Source organism: Niallia sp. FSL W8-0954 (genome assembly GCF_038005605.1).
Classification (GTDB): domain Bacteria; phylum Bacillota; class Bacilli; order Bacillales; family Cytobacillaceae; genus Niallia; species Niallia circulans_A.
The window spans coordinates 2,064,528-2,087,415 of sequence record NZ_JBBOTN010000001.1 but is presented as its reverse complement, the minus strand read 5'-3'; the positions used below and the strand labels follow the sequence as shown (position 1 = coordinate 2,087,415).

The following is a 22,888-nucleotide window of genomic DNA, read 5'->3' as shown; positions in this document are numbered from 1 at the left end:
TTTTAACATATTCAAGCAGCAATAAAAGAAACTTTTATCAGATTCTTTCAAAAAACACCGATTGGCGCTATAAAGTTCCTTGTGGAAGTCGACAAGCGCCTTTTTACGGTGCGTTTTCTTATCAGTCTACCATTCTTTTTCAATGAACGTGATTTATATGCCTTATTAAATAATCATGTGCTTTCCTGTTAATCTAGATATTTTTCCACTATTACTGGTTGAATCTGTTTATATTCTAATGCTGCTTCAATTGTTTCTGCAAGCATAGACATTCTTGCAACCATAGAATTCGGCTTTTTCTCAGGATCATCTTGACCGAATGGAATAAAGAAAATATTCTTTGTTGCCATTAAACGCATCAAATTAATCCCATTTAATCCTAAAGCATCATTAGTAGAGATTCCCAATACAACAGGCTTTTGGTTTCTTAATGTCGCTTTTGCTGCCATCAAAACTGCATTATCAGTCATTGCATTTGCGAATTTACTCATACTATTTCCTGTTAATGGGGCAATTACCATACAATCAAGAGGTGCTTTCGGTCCAAGCGGCTCTGCAGCTACAATACTATCGATTATTTTCTGTCCTGTTATTTCTTCTATTTTACTAACCCAATCTTTCCCCTTCCCAAAACGAGTATCCGTATTTTTTACATTTCCTGTTACAACTGGTACAACTTCCGCTCCCTGTGCCACTAACTTTTCTACTTGTGGCACCACTTCCTCATACGTACAGTGAGAACCTGAAATGCCAAACCCTATTCTTTTTCCTTGTAAACTCATGATTCATATTCTCCTCTCATTGCCTGCTATTGTTCATCCAGTAATTGTGCTAAGACATCTGCCAATATATTTCCCGCTGTTTTCGGAGCTACAATCCCCGGTAAACTCGGCGCAAGCAATGCCTTAACTCCTCTTTTTTCTGCGTATTGAAAATCTGTTCCGCCTGGTTTAGATGCCAAATCAATTACCAATGTGTGCAATGGCATTTTTTCAATGACATCAGAAGTTACGACAAGATGGGGAATTGTATTTATACAAATATCAATATCATCGACTGCAATCTGTAAATCATCTAAATGTACTGGGATTAATCCCATTTCGATAATGCGAGCAATATGTTCACTTTGACTTGCTGCGACCTTTACTTTCGCTCCTAGGGCATGAAAAGTACGTGCAACACTCATGCCTACACGACCTAGCCCAAGCACAATAACATTCGATCCATGAATCGTTGTGTCTGTATGTTGAATTGCCATCATTATTGTACCTTCGACAGTTGGAATAGAATTTAAAATTGCTACATCATCTCGGTTAAATAATTGAACTAATGATCGGTTGGTTTCTTTAATAAGCAAATTTAAATAATCATTCGTTATTCCTGAATATATGATGCAATGCTCAGGGGTTTTTTCTACTATTTTTTTCGTTAAAAAAACCTTCTCATTCGAAAAGATTGTATCAACTTGCCCATTTAGGTCTGTTCCTCGAACGGGTAAGATAATAGCATCTATTTTCGAAAAATCTACGTTATCGATTTTTTCTTTTGTAGCTCCAGTGAATGCATGGTCCAATTGCTCGAAGCCAATTAATGAAAGGATTGCTTGTTGTTCTGTTAATTTACGAACAATTTCAAGCTGCCTTGCATCACCGCCGATAATCGCGATTTTCATCCTTTTCAGCATGAATATTTCACCTTCTTTTTTTAAAGATCCTGTTTTTCATAGCTCGCTACTTCAACATCTTATGTGATTACCTATTATTAGGTGAGTTGTTTACTGCATTTCCTTAAAAAGATGGTTTCTTTCCTTATCTAGAATATAAATAACGATGTTCGGAACAAGTTTTGGTTGAAGTCTCCTCTTCGTGGACAGGGATTTTTCAGAAGTGAGTTATGGCAACTCCTTTATAAAGGGGAAAGCAAGAAAATATTTTTAGAAGTGCTCAAACATAAAAAAACTAGGATTCAGAAGGGAATTCTGTTTCCTAGCTCTTTATTATATATGTAGCTTTTTATTGAAGTGCTTTTGGTAATTGTCCGTCTGGGCTGATTAGAGAGACCGAGAATGTGTCAGTGAATATATCATTTGCCATTTGATCAACTTCTTCTTTTGTGACACGATCAATATCGGCAATGATATCATCTAAGGAGCGATGTTTACCTAATAACAGTTCATTTTTTCCATTTCTGCTCATACGGCTATTAGTGCTCTCTAAGCTTAGCATCAAGCTGCCTTTTAGCTGCTCTTTACTATTTAGAAGTTCCTTTTCGGTAATTCCTTCTTTTTTCAAGAGGGCAAGCGTATTTTGAATAGTATCAAATAATTCATCTAACTGCTTAGCTCCTGTGCCACCATAGATTGTCACTATTCCACTGTCTTGGTATGCGGAGTGATAAGAGAATACCGAATAAGCTAAACCCTTTTGTTCGCGTACATCTTGGAATAATCGACTACTCATACTGCCGCCAAGAATATTATTTAAAGATACAAGTGTATACATTTTATCATGTCCCACCTGTAACCCATTAAAACCTAAGCATAGATGTGCTTGCTCTGTTTCCTTTTTGCGTGAAAAATTATTGGCATGGAAAGAAGGCTTTACTAGTTCTATTTCGGATTTACCGGCTTCAAATGACCCAAAATATTTTTCTACTTCTGAAATAAATGCTTCGGTAATGTTTCCTGCGATCGAAATAACCGTATTCTCTGGTGTATAATGATTAAACATATACTCTCTTAGCGTATCTCCATTAAACGTAGCCAGTGTCTCTTCAGTTCCTAAAATCGGATAGCCAAGTGGATGTTTATCATAAATTGCCTGACTCAATAAATCATGAACAATATCATCAGGTGTATCATCATACATTTTAATCTCTTCACAGACAACATTTTTCTCTTTCTTTAATTCTTCCTCATCAAATGTCGAGTTAAAATACATATCTGCTAACACTTCTAACGCCATATCAGCATGTGTATCTAAAACCTTTGCGTAATAACAAGTATATTCTTTTGAAGTAAAAGCATTTACCTGGCCGCCAATACTATCAAATGATTCTGCAATTTCTCTCGCACTACGTGTTTTTGTTCCTTTAAAAAACATATGCTCTAAAAAGTGAGATACCCCATTGTTCTTTTCATCTTCTTTACGAGATCCTGTACCAATCCATACGCCAATAGCAACGGAACGTACCGTTGGAATGTTTTCCAATACAATTCTTACTCCATTTTGGCAAGTATATCTTTTGATCAATTATGTTCCTCCTGTTCTTCTACCAAGTTGCAAAAAGTAGCTGCGACTGCTAGTATATCTTATTCCTCTTATTTTTTCCAAAATATTGTTTTAATATAATGATAACATATATCCATTTTAAAAATGAATAGCGGTTAGTTCCCCTTTAAAAGGAAGACTGGCTTCATTTGCCATGTCCTTTCTTATAGATGTTGTTTTTCTTCTATAAGAAGCAAGACTATAATAAAACGTTTTCTCTTTATAGAATACTATAAGATGAATCGAACTACTATTTTTTTGTTTTTATGCTTTCTCGTTCTTCACTAAGCATGTCACTAACTGTATCGATTTTATATCCTTTATTTTTGATTTCGATAATTAAATGTTCAAGGCTATTTGTAGTAACTTCTGTTGGATGCATAAGGATTAGAGCCCCATTATGGATCTTCCCTGTAACTCTTTTAAGCAATGTATCAGGACTTGGTTTTTGCCAATCAATCGTATCCACAGACCATATTACTGTTTTAAGCTTTTGTTGAGCGGCAATTTTCACTACTTCATTATTAAAATACCCACTTGGTGGCGCTAATAATGTGACTTGCTTACCAGTTGTCGCTTCGATGACATCATTTGTTTTTACGATTTCCTCATGAATTTTACTACTGCTAATTTTACTCATATCTGGATGGGTATAGGAATGATTTCCGAGTTCATGCCCTGCTTCTGCAATCATTTTAGCAAGATCTGGGTTTTTCTGAACCCATCTGCCTTCCAAGAAAAAACTCGCCTTGACATGATGCTTTTTTAAGGTTGATAGTATGTCAGGTAAAAATTCATTTCCCCATGCTACGTTTATAATAAAGCTTACCATTTCTTTTTCTGGATTCCCTTTATAAATAGGAGCAGGTGGCAAATCATTTAGTGTAATTTTTGGTTTCACTTGCTTAAAAACCAATCTTTGTTCATTGAATTTCTTTTCTTTTTTCATATTCTTGTAAGAAGCATCAATATCCACTGTCACCCCATTTAATCCAGGAATAGCTTTCCATACAGGATCAAGCTTGGCATCAATCGGCTTCTTTTCATAGTCTTTCGCTTTCTCGCTTATCGTCGTATATAAAGAGTTAGTTGCTGTCACTGAGACAGCGTTTTCTTGTAAAGTACTTACATATGTATCAGCCCAAGGATTATTAACTAAAAACCAAGAGATGGCTAGTATTCCTATAAGTGAAACTGTTTTCTTCATCACCTTTTCCCCCCTAGTTACTACCATATGATAGGAAAGGACAAGGTAGAACGCTTAATGACGGACTTAACTTATCCTTTTCTCCTATTATTTTGTTCAAAACGTTCCTTTTCATTCCACAAAAAATACCCGCTAAAAAACATAAGTAGTTTTTTAGCGGGTACCCTTGATTTCAATTTTATTAGTTTTTTGCATTCTCAGCTTGTTCTTTTTGTTCTTTCAAAACAGCTTTACGAGATAAATTTACTCTTCCTTGTTTATCAATTTCTGTTACTTTCACAAGGATTTCATCACCGATTGCTACTACATCTTCTACCTTGCCAATTCTTTCTTCAGCAAGCTCTGAAATATGAACAAGTCCATCTTTTCCGTTGAAAATTTCAACGAACGCACCGAATTTCTCGATTCGTTTTACTTTACCAAGATACATTTGTCCAACAACAACTTCACGAACGATATCTTCGATAATTTGTTTTGCTTTGTTATTCATTTCATCATCAACAGAAGAAATAAATACAGTACCATCTTGCTCGATATCAATTTTAACGCCAGTTTCTTCAATAATTTTATTGATTTGTTTACCACTTGGTCCAATAACATCGCGAATTTTGTCTGGGTTGATAGACATCATTAAAATTTTTGGCGCATAAGAAGATAGTGATTCTCTAGGTGTATTGATTGTTGCCAACATGGATTCAAGAATTTGCATACGGCCAATCTTAGCTTGCTGTAATGCTTCTTCTAAAATTTCACGTGATAATCCATCAATTTTTATATCCATTTGAAGTGCCGTTACCCCTTTAGAAGTACCAGCTACTTTAAAGTCCATATCTCCTAGATGATCTTCCATCCCTTGAATATCTGTTAAAATACTATAATGTTCACCAGATTTAATCAGCCCCATTGCAATACCAGCAACTGGTGCTTTAATTGGCACACCAGCATCCATCATAGCAAGGGTACTTGCACAAATACTAGCCTGTGAAGTGGAACCATTGGATTCTAATACTTCTGATACAAGGCGAATTGTATATGGGAAGTCTTTTTCAGAAGGAATAATTGGTTCTAATGCTCTTTCCCCTAGCGCACCATGACCGATTTCTCTTCGTCCAGGTCCACGCATTGGTCCTGTTTCACCAACACTGAAATTAGGGAAATTATAGTGATGCATAAATCGTTTTTCTTCTTCTACCCCAAGGCCATCCAATATTTGCACATCTCCTAAAGCACCTAATGTACAAATACTTAATGCTTGAGTTTGTCCACGAGTAAATAGTCCTGACCCGTGTGTTCTCGGTAATAAATGCACTTCAGAAGACAGTGGGCGAATTTCTTCTAAGCCACGTCCATCTGGACGAACTTTATCTTCAGTGATGAGACGACGAACTTCATTTTTCACTAATTTATCTAAAATAGCTTTCACTTGTTTTAAATCTTCTTCTTCTGCTTCTTCTGCTTCATATTTTGCAATGACAGAATCTTTTACTTCTTTAATAGCTGCTTCGCGAGCATGCTTCTCTTGTACACGAATAGCATCTAGCATTTCGCTTTCACATAATGCACGCACATCTGCTTCGATGTCTTTATTCAATTCGTATAGTACAACTTCCATTTTTTCTTTGCCAATCTCTGCTGCAATTTTTTCTTGGAATGCAATTAGGCGTTTAATCTCATCATGTCCAAACATAATTGCTTCAAGCATTACTTCTTCTGGTACTTCATCGGCACCAGCTTCAACCATGTTGATTGCATCTTTTGTACCTGCAACAGCAAGGTTAATATCACTTTTTTCTGCTTGTTCAACCGTTGGATTGATGACAAATTTTCCATCGATTCTTCCAACATAAACACCAGCAATTGGTCCTCCAAATGGAATATCAGAAACAGATAATGCTAATGAAGATCCAAACATAGCGGCCATTTCTGACGTACAATCTTGATCCACGCTCATTACTAAGCTGACAACTTGTACTTCATTACGGAAGCCATCTGCAAATAATGGGCGAATTGGTCGATCAATTAAGCGGCTTGCAAGTATTGCTCTTTCACTTGGGCGTCCTTCTCTTTTGATGAAACCGCCAGGAATTTTCCCAACCGCATATAGACGCTCTTCATAATTTACTGTTAATGGAAAGAAGTCTAAGTTCTTTGGTTCTTTTGAAGCAGTTGCTGTGCTTAATACAGCTGTATCCCCGTATCGTACAAGTACTGCACCATTTGCCTGTTTTGCTAATTGTCCAATTTCAACTGTAAGCTTTCTTCCAGCCCAGTCAATGGAATAGACATGCTTATCTTGTCCCATTCATAAACCCCTCTCTACTCATTCACTTCATGGAAGTTTCCGGTTAAGAACTACCTAAAACCTGCGTTATTTTATAAAATAAAGAATACTATCCTTAAATTTCTCTTCTACTAGTATACACATTTTATGTAACTAAAAAACGAAATTAATTTATGTAATCTATACTAATCATATGTTAGATTCGCATTTATTTACAATAAAAAAGCGGGAAAAATATCCCGCTTTTTTTAACTATCTACGTAGACCAAGTTTGTTAATTAAAACACGGTAACGTTGAACGTCTTTATTACGTAGGTAAGTTAAAAGATTACGACGTCTACCTACCATTTTCAAAAGACCACGACGTGAGTGATGATCCTTTTTATGTGTACGTAAATGTTCATTCAAATTATTGATTGACTCAGTAAGGACAGCGATTTGAACTTCTGGAGATCCAGTATCGTTCTCATGCGTTTTGTACTCATTGATAAGTTCGTTTTTACGTTCTTGAGTGATTGCCATCCTGTTTCACCTCCTAATTCTATTACACTAATCCCCAATTACCGAGCAAAACGTTGGTGATTCGATTTTGCCAAGCAAAGGTTGTTTTTAGTACGTCTTTAAGAATAACTGTTTTCTTTGGAAAAATCAAGACATAACCTTTTATTTTTTTATAAACAAAGAACATAAAAATAAAATCCAAAAAAAATTGACTACTATTGTAAGTCTTAGGGTATTTCTAGTCAGTCCTGCTAAAAATCACACTAGAAAACACTAGTTTCTTTCCATTATTTAGTTGGGATATATTTTTCAGTATATCCCAATCTAGTTAGAAATATTCAGGTTGCTTTTCTTTTTCTTATTGTGCCTTTTCATAAAAGTATTGTAAGGCAGTTTGCTTGTCTTTTTCAATTTGGGCTACTAGTTCGTCGATGCCATTGAATTTTTGTTCGCTTCTAATTCGTTTATGCCATTCAATGATTACGGAATGGCCATAAATATCTTGATGAAAGTCAAAAATATGGACTTCGATACTAATCTTTTTCTCATCGGGCTGAAAGGTCGGTTTTGTACCGAGGTTACAGACTCCTTCATACCATTTTTCATTGACAAAGAATCGAACTGCATATACACCTAGCGGAGGTAAAATGACATCGCTAGTTGATTTCACATTTGCTGTAGGAAAACCAATCGTTCTTCCGCGTTTGTCGCCATGGATAACCGTCCCATTTACTGAATAGTGTCTACCTAAAAGAGCAGGCACCTTTTCCATTTCACCATTATTTATAAGAGAGCGAATTAAAGTAGAACTTACTTTCTCGCCCCCAAAAGTCTCTTTGCCAATAATCGTTGTTTCATATTTACCACGTGAATGCTTAGAAAGAGTCTCGGCTGTGCCCTGAGCTTTCTTTCCATAAGTATAATCAAAACCGGCTACTACATGTTTCACATTTAAATCAATTAAATACAAATCAACGAATTCTTGAGGAGGCAAGCTAGCAAATTCAATCGTAAAATCGACAATAAATAAATAATCGATCCCTAAGTTTGCTAATTGTTCTACTTTTGCTTCAAAAGATGTTAAGTAATCTACTTTTTTTGTTTTTCCACCTAATACGATTGAAGGATGGGGGTCAAATGTCATCACCGCGCTGCTCCATCCATTTTCATCTGCCACTCTTTTCGCTTCGCCAATTACCTTTTGATGGCCAAGATGAACTCCGTCAAAGGAACCTAACGCAATGGAAATTGGCGGATTATCATGCTCTTTATTTCGTTCTGAATGGTTTATTCTAACTATCTTCACTGTGCTACTCACCTTTTCTAACAAATTTCTTTTTTCTCATTTGTCGTTAAACTTTCTTTCAAGGTGAACGAGAGCATCAATGGTTACTCCAAGATTTTTAATATTTTGGACGGTTTGATTAATCCTTGTTTTGTTGGATGCTGAACATATATAGCTAACGCTTCACCTGTTGTTGTTTGAATGACAATTGGTTCCTGTTCATCTAGTAGATAAGCAGGAGTTTCTAATACCGTTCCGTTTCGTACCTTCATTGCTAATGTATCATTTATTTCATATTTCGGCAAATGTAAAAGCGCGTCTTCCAGTGGATAAATATAGTTTTCCAGCTTCCCATTTTCTACATATTTCTCTAGTTCTTCAAATGTTACACACTCTTGTTTCGTAAAGGCGGCAGAACGAGTTCGGCACAAGTCTGACATATGGGCAGGATACCCTAATTTTTCGCCGATCATAACAGCAAGTGTGCGAATATAGGTGCCTTTACTACAGCTCACTCTAAAACGGAAGGATACAGTGTCTCCCTGTAACACTTGCCATTCGTCGATTAAATCTAAGGAGTAAATGTTTACTTGCCTAGAAGGACGGTCAATCTCAATCCCTTGTCTAGCATATTCATAAAGCCTTTTCCCATTTACTTTAACAGCTGAATACATTGGTGGTGTTTGTGTAATTTCCCCTGTTAGTTCTCGTAAAATCGCTTCTATTCTATCTCGCGTAATGATTTCCGCTACTTTTTTCTCCTCGACCTTTTCGCCAGAACGATCCTCCGTTGTCGTAGAGTACCCTATCGTTACTTCTCCTACATATTCTTTTCCTGCGTCTGTTATATATTCAGCTACTTTTGTTGCTCTTCCTAAACAAATTGGTAATACACCAGTTACATCCGGATCCAATGTTCCAGTATGACCGATTCGTTTCATATGTAAAATCTTCCGCAAACGAAAAACACAATCATGGGAAGTAAGCCCCTTGGGCTTCCATAATGGTAAAATCCCTTCCATATACCTCATCCTTTATTCATTTTATGAAAAAAACTCTTAATCTTGAGTCCTCAATTGTAATATAATTTAAAAGTCTTGTTAATGCGGCGGAGGAAATTTGACTCCTGCCGGATTTGAGGGAAAACCACAAGGATATGCCGAGGAGGCTCCTCCGTCCAGCAGAAAGCAAGTTCCTAGAGTGGAATTCAATGGGCTTCATTTCCACCGCTTATAAAAAAACTCCTATCGTCCATCCATAAGTATCATGGAAAAAGTCCGATAGGAGCAAGTTTATGTTACATCATTTTCTTTCGTCATCACTGGACGGATTTTCTTTTGCGATTTGATGCAATAATGTATCAATTCTATTTCCGTAATCTATCGACTCATCAAATTCAAACGTAATTTCAGGAGTTTTGCGTAAACGAATTCTTTGTCCGATTTCAGAACGGATAAATCCTTTCGCTTTTGCTAGTCCTTTTAGTGTATTTTCCCGTTGTTCTTGGTCGCCAAGTACAGAAATATACACAGTTGCTTGTTGAAGGTCACCAGTAACATTAACGTCTGTAACCGTTACGAAACCAATGCGAGGATCTTTTATCTTACGGCTAATAATCTCGCCTAGTTCCTTCTTCATTTGTTCACCAACACGATTTGGTCTTAGACTCATCGCGCAATTCACCTCATTTTTTTAAAGCCATTCTATATCTGTTATGGTTCTCTCTATTTCAGGAAAAGAATCAATAAACTGTTGTGTCTGTTGCAGCACACCTTCAGCCGAAACTCGCGCAGAAGCAACGGTAACAACAGCAATTTTTGTTCTTTGCCAAGTATCTTGATACCCGACTTCTGAAATAGAGATATTAAATTTTTGCTTTAAGCGGGTCATAATTCTTTGCAGAACCGCCCGCTTTTCTTTTAATGAGTGGGCATCATAAATAATGCATTCCACTGACATTAATCCAACAATCATTTACGCTCAATTTCTTCCATTACATATGCTTCGATAATATCGCCTTCTTTAACATCGTTAAAGTTTTTGATGGTAATACCACATTCGTAACCTTGAGCTACTTCTTTTGCATCGTCCTTGAAACGTTTTAATGCATCAATTTCCCCTTCGAAAATAACAACACCATCACGGATTAAACGAATACCGCTGTCTCTTGTAATTTTCCCGTCCGTTACATAAGAGCCTGCAATGGTACCGATTTTAGAAACCTTGAAAGTTTGACGAATTTCCGCTTGACCAATAATCTTTTCTTGGAACTCAGGATCAAGCATCCCTTTCATCGCTGCTTCAATTTCTTCGATAACTTTATAGATAATACGGTGTAAGCGTACATCTACTTCTTCAGCATCTGCCGCTCTTTTCGCGTTTACGTCAGGACGTACATTAAATCCAATTACAATCGCATTTGATGCTGCAGCAAGGGTAATATCTGATTCATTAATCGCCCCTACACCTGTATGGATGATTTTTACGTTTACGCCTTCTACTTCGATTTTATAAAGAGCAGCTGCTAACGCTTCTGCTGAACCTTGAACATCGGCTTTAAGAACGATATTAATATCTTTCATTTCCCCTTGTTTCATATGTTCAAACAGGTTGTCTAAGCTGATTCTTGTTTTTTCAGATCTTTGCGCTTGAATCGCTTGTGTGGAACGAGCTTCTCCAATTTGTCTTGCAGTTTTCTCGTCTTTGAAAACAACAAAGCGATCACCAGCTTGAGGAACATCGTTTAACCCAGTGATTTCCACTGGCGTTGATGGTCCTGCTGTTTTAACTCGGCGGCCAAGATCATTAACCATTGCACGCACACGACCAAATGTGTTCCCAACAACAATCGGATCCCCTATATGCAATGTACCATTTTGTACAAGCAATGTTGCTACCGAACCTTTTCCTTTATCTAATTGTGCTTCAATAACAGTACCAACTGCATTACGGTCTGGATTTGCTTTATACTCTTCTACTTCTCCTACTAAAAGAATCATTTCAAGCAGAGAGTCAATACCTTCACCACTTAAAGCGGAAAGTGGAACAAAGATAGTATCCCCACCCCAAGCTTCTGGTACTAATCCATGTTCTGTTAATTCTTGCATTACGCGATCTGGATTAGCGGTTGGTTTATCCATTTTATTAACAGCAACGATAATTGGAACCTCAGCTGCTTTTGCATGGTTAATTGCTTCAATTGTTTGTGGCATAACACCATCATCAGCAGCAACAACAAGAATTGTGATATCAGTGATTTTCGCACCACGTGCACGCATTGTAGTAAAGGCCGCATGTCCAGGTGTATCAAGGAAAGTAATTTTCTTGCCATTCTCCTCAATTTGGTATGCACCAATATGCTGAGTAATACCACCAGCTTCTCCTGCTGTTACTTTCGTATTACGTATGCTGTCAAGCAATGTTGTTTTCCCGTGGTCAACGTGTCCCATTATGGTAACAACAGATGGACGTTCTACTAATTCTACGCCTTCTTCATCTGCAAAGTATACTTCTAGATCTGTCGTATCAATTTGGATTTCCTCTTCGACCTCTACACCATAATCTGTACAGATTAATTCAATTGCATCTTTATCTAATTCTTGGTTGATGGTTGCCATCACACCAAGAAGGAATAATTTTTTGATGATTTCAGATGGTTCTCGGTGCAATTTTTTTGCTAATTCAGCAACGGTTAACGATTCACTGAATGTAATTTTCTCTGGTAATTCTTTTTCTTTTTTCGGAGCTGGCGGTGCAGCTGGAGCAGTATTTTGCTTCCCTTTACGATTGTTATTTCTATTCTTATTGTTATTATTATTATTTTTTGGTTTGTTAAAACCTGGCTTATTATCTTTAGTATTTTTCACAGATTGATTTACTTTCCCCTTTTCAGCCATTTCATCGCTTTCTTTTTCATACTCGTCGGCGATATTTTTAGCAGCCACTTTCGCAGCTGGCGCTTTTGGCTTATTTTCTTCATTCTTTTTATTATATATACTATCTAATTTTTTGACTGTATCCTCTTCCAATGTAGTCATATGGTTTGAGACTTCTATATTCATCTCTTTTAATTTTGCAATAACATCCTTGCTTGAAATGTTATATTTTTTTGCGTATTCGTATACTCGCACTTTACTCATCATTTCACCCCCGCTAGAATTAATCGAGCAGCGTTAAAAGTTTTTTTGCAAATCCATTATCCAAAACAGCGACAACCACTCGTTGTTCTTTCCCTATTGCTTTACCTAGGATTTCCCTATTTGAAACAAGCTTCACTGGTACTTTATAGGAACGACATTTATCAGTGATTTTCTTTGTCGTGTTTTGTGACGCATCTTCCGACAATAATATTAGCTTTGCATTACCGCTTCTAATTTCTTTAACGGTCAATTCCTCACCTGAGGTTATTTTCCGTGCTCGATTTGCTAAGCCAAGTAATGACATCCACTTGTTATCGTTCATTTGGATTGTCTTTGCTCCTTATCTATTAGTTCTAACAGCTCGTCATAAACTGTATCATCTACAGTAACTTCAAGCTGGCTAGAAAGAATATTCTTCTTCTTGGCTAATAGTACTGCTTCTTTATCCAATGAGAGATATGCTCCTCGACCAGATTTTTTTCCCGTTAAATCGACGGATACAATCCCTTCTTTGGAACGAACGATGCGAACTAGTTCTTTCTTCGGCTTCATTTCACCGGTAGCAACACATTTACGCATTGGTACTTTTCTTGGTTTGTTCACACACATTCACCTCTATCACTCGAAATCTTCTGTGTTTAAGCGGAAATCATCCTCTTCTACTTCATCATCAAACTTAATCAATGAATTTTCAGTAGGATAAATTCCAGCTTCTCTTGCTTCTGACTCGGATTTGATATCAATTTTCCAGCCTGTTAGCTTTGCAGCCAGACGTGCATTTTGGCCTCGCTTTCCGATAGCCAGCGACAATTGATAATCGGGAACAATAACCGTTGTTGCTTTATCTTCTTCGTTTACAATAACTTCTAATACCTTTGAAGGACTAAGAGCATTTGCAACGAAAACAGTAGGATCACTTGACCACTTAACAATATCAATCTTTTCCCCTTTTAACTCATTAACAATCGTCTGTACACGAGTTCCTTTTGGGCCTACACATGAACCTACCGGATCTACCTCTTCGTTCTCAGAATGAACAGAAATCTTAGAGCGATCTCCCGCTTCACGAGCAACTGATTTTATTTCAACTGTACCATCATAAATTTCAGGTACTTCCATCTCAAATAATCTTTTAAGTAGCCCAGGATGTGTTCTAGACACAAAGATTTGGGGACCTTTTGTTGTCTTTTCCACTTTTGTCAGGAAAACTTTAATACGATCATGCGGTTTATAATGCTCATTAGGCATTTGTTCATTTGTTGGTAAAATCGCTTCAATTTTGCCTAAGCTGACGTAAATAAATTTACTGTCTTGGCGTTGAACAATTCCTGTCATGATATCTTCTTCGCGATCAATAAATTCAGAATAAATAATTCCTCTTTCTGCTTCGCGAACTCTTTGTGTTACTACTTGTTTAGCAGTTTGGGCAGCAATTCTACCAAAGTCTTTTGGCGTTACTTCCAACTCCACTACATCTTCCACTTCATAGTTTGGATTAATTCTTTGTGCATCTTCTAAAGAAATTTCAAGACGTGGGTCAAACACCTCATCTACTACTTCTTTTCTAGCAAATACACGCATAGATCCAGCACCTAAATTCAAATCAATTCGTACATTTTGTGCTTGGTTAAAATTACGACGGTAAGCGGAGATCAAAGCTGCTTCCATGGCATCCATGATCACTTCACGTGATATTCCTTTTTCTTTTTCAAGTAACACTAGAGCATCAACTAATTCACTGCTCATGAGCGTTTATCCCCCTTTATTCTCTTTTATGAAAAATTATAATGATCGATTACAAAAGACATTTTATCGATTCTTTATACATTATGAAAAACTAACTGCAAGTCTTGCTTTTGCCACTTTTTCGTATGGAATCTCAATCGTTTTCTTTCTTGTTTTAATTTTCACTTCAACTGTTACTGTTTTACCATCAAAAGCTGTTAAGACTCCTTCGAATGTTTTTTCCTTTTCAATCGGTTCATATGTTTTAATATAGACATTTTTTCCAATCGCTTTTTCAAAGTCTTTGTCTTTTTTTAATGGTCGCTCTGCTCCAGGTGAAGAAACCTCAAGAAAATAGTTTTCTGAAATCGGATCGACTTCATCTAACTTCTCACTAAGTTTTTCACTAACGACTGCACATTCATCAATATCTACACCTGTATCTTTGTCAATATATACCCGTAAAAACCAGTTTGGTCCCTCTTTTACATATTCGACATCTACTAATTCTAAGTGTAGTTCATCTAAAATAGGATGTACCATTTCTTCGACTATTTCTGTTACTTTGCTCAAAATTTTTCCCTCCTTAAGCAAGGAACCTTATTATGTTTTTAGAGTCAACTTAGCAGCCTGAAATATGTACTCTTTGTTGCTCATCCATCAATCAGCGATACCCTTTCCTTTGATTTTAGGAAAAAAAACCCTAATACAAACAGGAAAGAGTGGGTTGCCCCACTCTCCATTCGCGAAAGTTATCCTTAGTATTTCCAAATAAACTATACCATAACCACTTCATTTATGCAAATGAAAGTCCGTAGTTTCAAGGTTTCTTCTCTTATTAAGAAAGAGTTTTAGAATAAAGAAAGCTGGTTTTGATCTGGCATATCAGCTAAGCACCCATGATTCTCTAGATATTGCATAATTGTTTTTGATACTTTTCCACGCTGCTGTAAATCCTCTTTCGATAAGAATTCACCATCTTTTCTTGCTTCTACAATATTAATGGCAGCATTTGTCCCAAGTCCAGGAATACTGTTAAACGGAGGGATAAGAGAGTTTCCTTCAATAATAAATTCAGTAGCACTTGATTTATATAAGTCCACTTTCTTAAATGTGTATCCTCTTTCTACCATTTCAAAAGCAAGCTCCATTACCGTTAATAAGTTTTTCTCTTTCGTTGATGCATCTAATCCTTTTGCTGTAATTTCATCAATTACTGCTTTAATACTATGGGATCCTTTTACCATTGCATCAATATCAAAATCATCGGCGCGAACGGTAAAATAAGCTGCATAATATAATAGGGCATGATGCACTTTAAAATAGGCAATTCTTACTGCCATTAAGACATATGCAGCAGCATGGGCTTTAGGAAACATGTATTTTATTTTTTTACAAGAATCAATATACCATTCTGGTACTTCATTCTTTCTCATTTCCTCTTCCATTTCATCTGTCAGGCCTTTTCCTTTACGCACGCTTTCCATAATCTTGAAAGCAAAACTTGGATCAAGACCTTGATATATCAAATAAACCATAATATCATCACGACATCCGATTACTTCACTTAAGTTACAAATATTATTATGAATAAGTTCTTGTGCATTTCCTAACCATACATCTGTACCATGGGACAAGCCAGAAATCTGTACTAATTCAGAAAAAGTTGTCGGCTTTGTATCTTCTAACATTTGTCGAACAAATTTTGTTCCAAATTCAGGGATACCAAATGTTCCCGTTTTGCAATAAATTTGTTCTGGTGTTACTCCAAGGGACTCGGTACCACTGAATATTTTCATTACTTCAGGATCATCTGTTGGAATGGTCTTTGGATCAATTCCACTTAAATCTTGAAGCATTCTAATAACAGTTGGATCATCGTGCCCTAGAATATCAAGCTTTAGAACATTATCATGGATGGAATGGAAATCAAAATGGGTTGTTTTCCATTCAGAATTCCGATCATCTGCCGGAAATTGAATTGGCGTAAAATCGTACACATCCATATAGTCGGGGATTACAATGATTCCCCCTGGATGCTGACCGGTTGTACGTTTAACCCCAGTACATCCAGATGCTAATCGATCAATTTCTGCACCGCGAATTTGTAAATTATTATCATTTTGATATGCCTTTACATAGCCATATGCTGTTTTATCCGCAACTGTACCAATTGTACCTGCGCGATACACATACTCTTCACCAAAGAGCACTTTTGTATAGTTATGCGCTTTTGGCTGATATTCACCAGAAAAGTTCAAATCAATATCGGGAACCTTATCTCCTTTAAATCCTAGGAAAGTTTCAAATGGAATATCGTGACCATCTTTCTTCAAGCGAGCCCCACAGTTAGGACAATTTTTATCTGGCAAGTCAAAGCCAGATCCAACCGAACCATCGTTAAAAAACTCCGAGTATTTACATTCCGCACAAATATAATGTGGCGGCAATGGATTAACCTCGGTTATCTCTGTCATGGTAGCTACAAAGGAAGAACCAACGGATCCACGCGAACCTACTAAGTATCCGTCATCTAACGACTTTTTCACGAGCTTATGGGAAATCAAGTAAATTACGGCAAATCCATGACCAATAATACTTTTTAGTTCCTTTTCTAAGCGTGCTTCTACGATTTCTGGTAACTCATCACCATAAATACGTCTAGCCATGCCATAGCTCATTTCCCGCATCTCTTCTTCTGATCCTTCAATTTTCGGTGTATAAAGATCGTCTTTGATTGGTTTAATAACATCAATCATATCGGCAATTTTATTAGTATTTGTTACGACTATTTCTTTTGCCTTTTCTTTTCCAAGGAAACTGAAGCAGTCCAGCATTTCATTTGTTGTACGAAAATGGACATCTGGAAGCTTATGGCGATTAAGCGGATTCGCTCCACCTTGTGAACCAACTAGAATTTCTCGATAGATTTTATCGTTAGGATTTTGATAGTGCACATTCCCTGTAGCAACAACTGGTATATCTAACTTATCCCCAAGTTTTACGATATTCCCGATTATTTCTTCTAATGCTTTTTCATCTTGTACTAGCTCCATTTCAATTAAATGAGCGTACACCTCTTTTGGCATTACTTCTAAATAATCATAAAATGGCGCAATATCTTCTACTTCTTCTGGAGCCTTTTGCATCATTGCTTCAAAGACTTCCCCTTTATCACAAGCTGATCCTACTAATAAACCTTCTCGATATTTTTGCAAGACTGATCTCGGAATACGAGGAACACGATAGAAGTAATTAATATGTGCAATCGAAACGAGTTTAAAGAGATTTTTAAGACCTACCTCATTTTGTGCGAGCACTGTACAGTGATAAGGCCGTGCCCTTTGGTAGGCATTTCCTTGTCCCATATTATCATTTAATTGATTATGATTCGTGATGCCCTTTTCAGCAGCATCTTTTAACATTTTTAAAGCGAGATATCCAGTAGCTTCAGCATCATAAATGGCGCGGTGATGCTGAGTTAATTCGATATCGAATTTCTTCGCGAGTGTATTTAAACGATGATTTTTCATTTCTGGGTATAAAAATCTCCCCAGTTCCAATGTATCAATGACCGCATTTGTCGATTTAGGCAGCCCTGCCTTCTGATAGCCGACATTCAAAAAGCCAACATCAAAGGAGGCATTATGAGCAACTAAGATACTATCGCCTGTCCAATCTGCAAACTTGCGTAAGACGATATCAATTTCTGGTGCACTTTCTACCATATCATCAGTAATACCGGTTAAATTAATGGTTGTCGCAGAAAGACGATGATGCGGATTGGCAAAAGATTCAAACCGATCGATAATTTCTCCATTATGAATTTTAACTGCAGCCAGTTCAATAATCGTGTTATATACAGCCGAAAGTCCAGTTGTCTCCACGTCGAATACTACATAGGTCGCATCCTCTAACTCGATATCCTTTGGATTATAAGCTATTGGTACACCGTCATCTACCAGATTCATTTCGACGCCATAAAGAATTTTAACGTCATTTTTCTTTCCAGCACCAAAAGCTTCCGGGAATGATTGCGCAACAGCATGATCCGTGATAGCAATTGCTTTATGTCCCCATTTTTTCGCTTGGCCCACAAGAGTTGCGACAGATGAAACAGCATCCATTTGACTCATTGGTGTATGAAGATGCAGCTCAACTCGTTTTTCATCCTCTTTAGCGGTATCCTTCCGCTCAACAGGCTTAATTTCATTTAAATCATTTCCTATCATCACTAAATCGCGAACGAATGTATCATTTTGAATGCTTCCCCGTGCTCTAAGCCACATTCCTTTTTTGACCAATTGGAAAAGAGCTGCATCCTCTTTATCACGAGAGAACATTTTGACAAGGATAGAGCTTGTATAATCTGTTATTTTAAAGGTTAATAGCGTTCGCCCACTGCGCAGCTCTTTTGTTTCTGCAAAGAAGACATATCCTTGAACTGTAACACGTCTTTCTTCATCGACAATCTCTTCCATACGACGATAATCGCTATCATCTTTGATCGTTAAGCCGATTGTTAATGGACCACTTGGAATTGGCGAATCACCAGCTTCTTTTTCAGCTTCCATCTTCTGGATATCTAATAAAGCTTGTTTTCCTCTTTCTTCATCCTCTTTTTGCTTCGCAAGCAAGAATTGTTCATACTCTGAATTTGATTTTTCTGCAACTATTTCTGTGTCTAAACTCATTGCAGGGAAACCAAAATATTGATAGGCGTCTGTTATTAAATTAGCGTATTTACGCTTAATCGCTAAGCCTTCCATTTCATTTCTAACTTGAATTGTCAGCTTATTTCCATTTAATTGCGGCACTTGTTCATTTAATAGTTTTAATAGCGGTGGAGAAATTCCTTGCATCTCCTCTATACATGCAGACCAATAGTCTCGAATTAATACATCTGTAACGATTCCATTTCTTACTCGAATATCATACGTAATAGTAGCAATATGAGAAAAACTACTTTTTAACTTGGCAGTAAATAATTGATAGATTTGAAATGGAATGATATCATCAAACAAAAAATGAAAATGCCACTTTTTGGACCGTTTTTCGACAACAATTTTTTCTATACTTGCGTTGCGAAAATGGGAAATATATGAATCCTCCGTTAATTGCAATTGTTGCAGCAAAATCTGGAAACGATCTACTTTCCCCTGTATATCACTCATTTATGTCGCTCCTTCCAATCTTGCTTATTTTCTATAAAAAATATTATATCACAGAAATAAACTGTTCTTTTCCTTAATGCAGTTTAGCATACAATCTAATCTACAAAAAGAAAAAGATTTAGCCAATTGCTAAACCTTTTTCTTTTATCCTGTTTGTGCTCACCCTTCTACTTGTGTTAAGCGAAGAATCGTAGCAGCAAGTTCACTTTCATGTACTTCTAGCATTTCTCCTGTACTTCTGACTTTTACTTCTACGATACCTTCAGCTGCTTTTTTACCAACTGTTATGCGAATTGGAAGTCCGATTAAATCAGAATCAGCAAATTTTACACCTGCGCGCTCAGCACGGTCATCTACTAATACATCAAAACGATTAGCCTTTAATGTTGCATATAATTTTTCGGATAACTCATTTTGTGTGTCATCTTTTGTATTTACAGTAATTAAATGAATATCAAATGGCGCTACAGCATTTGGCCATACAATCCCTCTGTCATCATTAAATTGCTCCACTATCGCTGCCATTGTTCTTGACACACCAATTCCATAGCAACCCATAATAAGTGCTTGGCTTCTGCCATTTTCATCTAAATAGGTCGCGCCCATTGCTTCACTATATCGAGTACCAAGCTTAAAGACATGGCCTACTTCAATTCCTTTAGCAAAAGTAATCGTACCTTTTCCATCTGGTGATAGGTCACCTTCTTGAATAAAACGGATATCTGCATATTGATCGACAGCAAAATCACGGTCTGGATTTACATTCACATAATGGTAATGCTCTTCATTTGCCCCACAAACACCATTTACAATTGCTTTCACAGCGTGATCTGCAATTACTTCTACCTCTTTCACGTTAATTGGACCTATTGAACCAACTTTGCTTCCTAATACTTGTTCCGTATCTGCCTGATCTGCTAATTCTACTACATTTGCTTCTAAAAGATTCTTCACCTTAATATCATTTACTTCGTGGTCACCGCGAACTAATACTAGAACAAACCTTTCATCAACTTTAAATAAAAGAGATTTAATGCATTTTTCTGCTGCTACATTTAAGAAAGAAGAAACTTCTTCAATAGTTTTTTGTTCTTTTGTTTCTACTTTTTCTAATTTTTTAGCAGGCTCGTCCGATTTATCATAGGAATTAATAACAGGTGCCATTTCAATATTTGCAGCATAATTAGATTCCGTTGAATACGCAATCGTATCTTCTCCAACATCAGATAACACCATGAATTCATGCGTATCCTTTCCGCCCATTGCTCCACTATCTGCAATAACTGCCCGATAATTTAAGCCGCAGCGCTCAAAAATATTGCAATATGCTTGGAAAATTGAGTCATAAACCTCCCCTAAGCTTTCATGCGTCGAATGGAAGCTGTAGGCATCTTTCATAATAAACTCTCTGCCGCGTAAAATTCCAAAACGGGGTCTTTTCTCATCTCTGAATTTCGTTTGGATTTGATAAAGCGTTAATGGTAAACGCTTATAGGATTTTACCTCATCACGAACTAGGCTAGTTATCACTTCTTCATGTGTGGCACCTAAAGCAAATTCTCTACTATTACGGTCTTTTAGGCGCATTAATTCAGGTCCGTAAGTAAACCATCTGCCGGATTCTTGCCATAATTCTGCTTGCTGCAATGCAGGCATTAATAACTCCACTCCACCAGCTGCATCCATTTCTTCACGAATAATTTGTTCAATTTTCTTTATTACTTTGTTTGCTAGTGGTAAATAAGAATAGATACCACTTGCGTTTTGTCTAATATAGCCTGCTCTTAATAAAAGCTGATGGCTTTTAATATCTGCATCTGCTGGTACTTCTCTTAATGTTGGAATTAACATTTTACTTTGCTTCATCTATCATTGCACCTCTATTATTTATGTTGTTATTAAGTTGTTACGGGATATATTACGTATTTAAGTCTAGTATCTTGTACTGCAGTCAACCGTCTCATACCTATTATCAAAAAAAGATTTTCCTGACAAAACAACATTCCCCTTACAATAAGGGGAATGAAAAGTATCCTACTGTATAAAAAATCGTTGGATATCATTCCAAGTGACGACAATCATCAATAACATGAGCAAGGCGAATCCAATAAAATGAACGATGCCCTCTTTTTGCCGGTCAATTGGTTTACCACGAACTGCTTCAATTGCAAAGAACAATAGTCGCCCACCGTCTAATGCAGGTAACGGAAGAAGATTCATAATACCTAAGTTAATACTTAAAACAGCCGCCCAATTCATTAAGGAATAGACACCTGATTGAGCAACCGTATCGGTTGATTGATAAATGGCTACAGGTCCACCTAAAGCATCAATCGAAAATTGGCCAGTTACTAGTTTACCAACTGCACCAAAAATTTCCTTTGTCCAATTATAGGTTTGTGTTGCACCAAATTGGATAGACTTTAATGGTGATTTCTCCATTGGGCTGTATACACCAACTAACCCAATTGTTTTTCCATCTACTTCCGATTCTTTAGGCGTTACCTCAATCGTCATTTCTTTTCCATTACGATCGATTAAAAATTCTAGGTTCTCTCCAGGACTTTTTTGAATAATGGTAACAACTTCTTCCCAAGAACCTACAGATTGTCCGTCGATACTAATGACATTATCACCTTCATGCAGTCCTGCACTAATTGCAACTCCATCATCTGTTAACTTACCAAGCTTTGCTTCATTTGAAGGAATTCCTTGTAATAAGGCAATCACAATAAAAATAAGAAAAGCTAACACAAAGTTCATGGCCGGACCTGCAAAAATAGCAAGTGTGCGCTGCCATAGTGACTTACTGGCAAATTGGCGATCATATGGTGCAATTTGTGTTTCGATTCCATTTTCAACAAAAACTGCATCCTTTTTCACAGGAAAAACGAGAAGATTATCTTCATTGTCTTCCTCAACATATCCTTTCACAAAAAGCTTATGCTCTAAATCAGCATCCTCTACATTAATAACACGAGCATTCGGATACTTTTCTTTATTGTTTATAATAATTTTCGTTACTTCTTCTTTATCATTAAGGATTAAGCCGATGCGATGACCAGGTTTTATATCAACCATTTCAGGATCTTCTCCAGCCATCCGCACATAACCCCCAATTGGCAGAAGGCGAATCGTATAAACAGTTTCTCCCTTTTTTAAAGAAAGAACTTTAGGTCCCATTCCAATTGCGAATTCACGACATAAAATGCCTGCACGTTTAGCTAATACGAAATGCCCTAATTCGTGGAAAAAAACTAACGCACCAAAAATGATGATAAAAGCTATAACTGTATACAAAATTTTT

Annotated in this window: 18 protein-coding genes; all 18 read right to left on the bottom strand. The window is 36.8% G+C overall.

Annotated features, from left to right (window positions below; all coding sequences use genetic code 11):
• Positions 1 to 188: 188 nt before the first annotated feature.
• The 18 genes from NX902_RS10105 to rseP all read right to left on the bottom strand — a co-directional run bounded on the left by NX902_RS10105 (position 189) and on the right by rseP (position 22,881).
• Entirely contained in the window at positions 189 to 782 is a 594-nt protein-coding gene (locus NX902_RS10105; protein WP_047940047.1) for a dipicolinate synthase subunit B, read from the bottom strand.
• Between the two features lie 26 nt (positions 783 to 808).
• Complete coding sequence (gene dpaA / locus NX902_RS10100) at positions 809 to 1,684, bottom strand: dipicolinic acid synthetase subunit A (RefSeq protein WP_163185026.1); 876 nt, start codon at positions 1,682 to 1,684, stop codon at positions 809 to 811.
• A 328-nt stretch (positions 1,685 to 2,012) separates the two neighbouring features.
• Positions 2,013 to 3,251 carry a M16 family metallopeptidase gene (locus tag NX902_RS10095; protein ID WP_095329226.1) on the bottom strand — a complete coding sequence of 413 codons (1,239 nt, stop codon included), beginning with the start codon at positions 3,249 to 3,251 and terminating at the stop codon, positions 2,013 to 2,015.
• A gap of 268 nt (positions 3,252 to 3,519) precedes the next feature.
• Complete coding sequence (locus tag NX902_RS10090) at positions 3,520 to 4,476, bottom strand: polysaccharide deacetylase family protein (RefSeq protein WP_163185023.1); 957 nt, start codon at positions 4,474 to 4,476, stop codon at positions 3,520 to 3,522.
• Between the two features lie 181 nt (positions 4,477 to 4,657).
• On the bottom strand, positions 4,658 to 6,778 hold the full coding sequence (pnp, locus tag NX902_RS10085) for a polyribonucleotide nucleotidyltransferase (protein WP_095329224.1): 2,121 nt from the start codon (positions 6,776 to 6,778) through the stop codon (positions 4,658 to 4,660).
• A gap of 231 nt (positions 6,779 to 7,009) precedes the next feature.
• Complete coding sequence (gene rpsO / locus NX902_RS10080; RefSeq protein WP_016201171.1) at positions 7,010 to 7,279, bottom strand: 30S ribosomal protein S15; 270 nt, start codon at positions 7,277 to 7,279, stop codon at positions 7,010 to 7,012.
• Positions 7,280 to 7,616: 337 nt separating this feature from the next.
• Entirely contained in the window at positions 7,617 to 8,564 is a 948-nt protein-coding gene (gene ribF / locus NX902_RS10075; protein WP_163185020.1) for a bifunctional riboflavin kinase/FAD synthetase, read from the bottom strand.
• Between the two features lie 83 nt (positions 8,565 to 8,647).
• Entirely contained in the window at positions 8,648 to 9,565 is a 918-nt protein-coding gene (gene truB / locus NX902_RS10070) for a tRNA pseudouridine(55) synthase TruB (protein ID WP_095329223.1), read from the bottom strand.
• Between the two features lie 280 nt (positions 9,566 to 9,845).
• Complete coding sequence (rbfA, locus tag NX902_RS10065) at positions 9,846 to 10,214, bottom strand: 30S ribosome-binding factor RbfA (RefSeq protein WP_095329222.1); 369 nt, start codon at positions 10,212 to 10,214, stop codon at positions 9,846 to 9,848.
• Between the two features lie 21 nt (positions 10,215 to 10,235).
• The gene (locus NX902_RS10060; RefSeq protein ID WP_095329221.1) at positions 10,236 to 10,517 is read right to left on the bottom strand and encodes a DUF503 domain-containing protein; all 282 of its coding nucleotides are present in this window, start codon (positions 10,515 to 10,517) and stop codon (positions 10,236 to 10,238) included.
• On the bottom strand, positions 10,514 to 12,682 hold the full coding sequence (gene infB, locus NX902_RS10055) for a translation initiation factor IF-2 (RefSeq protein ID WP_163185017.1): 2,169 nt from the start codon (positions 12,680 to 12,682) through the stop codon (positions 10,514 to 10,516). The genes NX902_RS10060 and infB overlap by 4 nt, the downstream gene beginning before the upstream one ends.
• Positions 12,683 to 12,701: 19 nt before the next feature.
• The gene (locus tag NX902_RS10050) at positions 12,702 to 13,004 is read right to left on the bottom strand and encodes a YlxQ family RNA-binding protein (protein WP_016201165.1); all 303 of its coding nucleotides are present in this window, start codon (positions 13,002 to 13,004) and stop codon (positions 12,702 to 12,704) included.
• The gene (gene rnpM / locus NX902_RS10045) at positions 13,001 to 13,285 is read right to left on the bottom strand and encodes an RNase P modulator RnpM (protein WP_095329219.1); all 285 of its coding nucleotides are present in this window, start codon (positions 13,283 to 13,285) and stop codon (positions 13,001 to 13,003) included. Before rnpM ends, NX902_RS10050 begins: the two co-directional genes overlap by 4 nt.
• A gap of 15 nt (positions 13,286 to 13,300) precedes the next feature.
• Positions 13,301 to 14,428, bottom strand: coding sequence for a transcription termination factor NusA (gene nusA, locus NX902_RS10040; RefSeq protein WP_095329218.1), 1,128 nt, complete (start codon positions 14,426 to 14,428; stop codon positions 13,301 to 13,303).
• Positions 14,429 to 14,509: 81 nt separating this feature from the next.
• Positions 14,510 to 14,983, bottom strand: coding sequence for a ribosome maturation factor RimP (gene rimP, locus NX902_RS10035; protein ID WP_171510308.1), 474 nt, complete (start codon positions 14,981 to 14,983; stop codon positions 14,510 to 14,512).
• 275 nt (positions 14,984 to 15,258) lie between these two features.
• Complete coding sequence (locus NX902_RS10030; RefSeq protein ID WP_123259587.1) at positions 15,259 to 19,581, bottom strand: PolC-type DNA polymerase III; 4,323 nt, start codon at positions 19,579 to 19,581, stop codon at positions 15,259 to 15,261.
• 159 nt (positions 19,582 to 19,740) lie between these two features.
• Positions 19,741 to 21,447: a proline--tRNA ligase gene (locus NX902_RS10025; RefSeq protein WP_123257466.1), complete on the bottom strand. Its 1,707-nt coding sequence runs from the start codon at positions 21,445 to 21,447 to the stop codon at positions 19,741 to 19,743.
• A 168-nt stretch (positions 21,448 to 21,615) separates the two neighbouring features.
• Positions 21,616 to 22,881 (bottom strand): RIP metalloprotease RseP, encoded by a 1,266-nt coding sequence (rseP, locus tag NX902_RS10020; protein WP_163185014.1) that lies wholly within the window; start codon positions 22,879 to 22,881, stop codon positions 21,616 to 21,618.
• Positions 22,882 to 22,888: the final 7 nt, after the last annotated feature.